Source organism: Vibrio sp. 704 (assembly GCF_033339295.1).
In genome coordinates this window covers 1-524 of record NZ_JAWOUH010000989.1, presented here as the reverse complement: position 1 = coordinate 524, position 524 = coordinate 1, and the positions used below count along the sequence as shown (strand labels likewise).

1 protein-coding gene is annotated in these 524 nt (G+C 45.0%); it reads left to right on the top strand.

Features of this window, described 5'->3' with window-relative positions; translation table 11 throughout:
• Positions 1-524: NAD(P)-dependent oxidoreductase (locus R7R24_RS30275; RefSeq protein ID WP_318120660.1), on the top strand; the 524-nt coding region annotated here is incomplete at both ends.

The following is a 524-nucleotide window of genomic DNA, read 5'->3' as shown; positions in this document are numbered from 1 at the left end:
AAGGATTAGTTGGCTTCAACTTTTTCGGCAAAACCGTTGGCGTTATCGGCACTGGCAAGATTGGTATCGCCACGATGCGAATCTTTAAAGGCTTAGGGATGGAACTGCTTTGCTACGACCCTTACGAAAATCCTCTGGCTTTAGAAATGGGTGCAAGATACTGTTCTCTTGAAGAGATTTACGCCAATGCAGATGTTATCTCTCTTCACTGTCCAATGAGCGAAGAAAACTACCACCTATTGAACGAAAACGCTTTTGCTCAAATGAAAGATGGCGTGATGATCATCAATACAAGCCGCGGTGAGTTACTCGACTCTGTCGCCGCTATCGAAGCACTTAAACAGGGTAAGATTGGCGCTCTCGGTTTAGATGTGTACGACAACGAAAAGGACTTGTTCTTCCAAGATAAATCCAACGACGTTATCGTGGATGATGTTTTCCGCCGCTTATCGGCATGCCACAACGTTCTGTTCACTGGCCATCAAGCTTTCTTAACTCACGAAGCGCTGAATAACATAGCATCT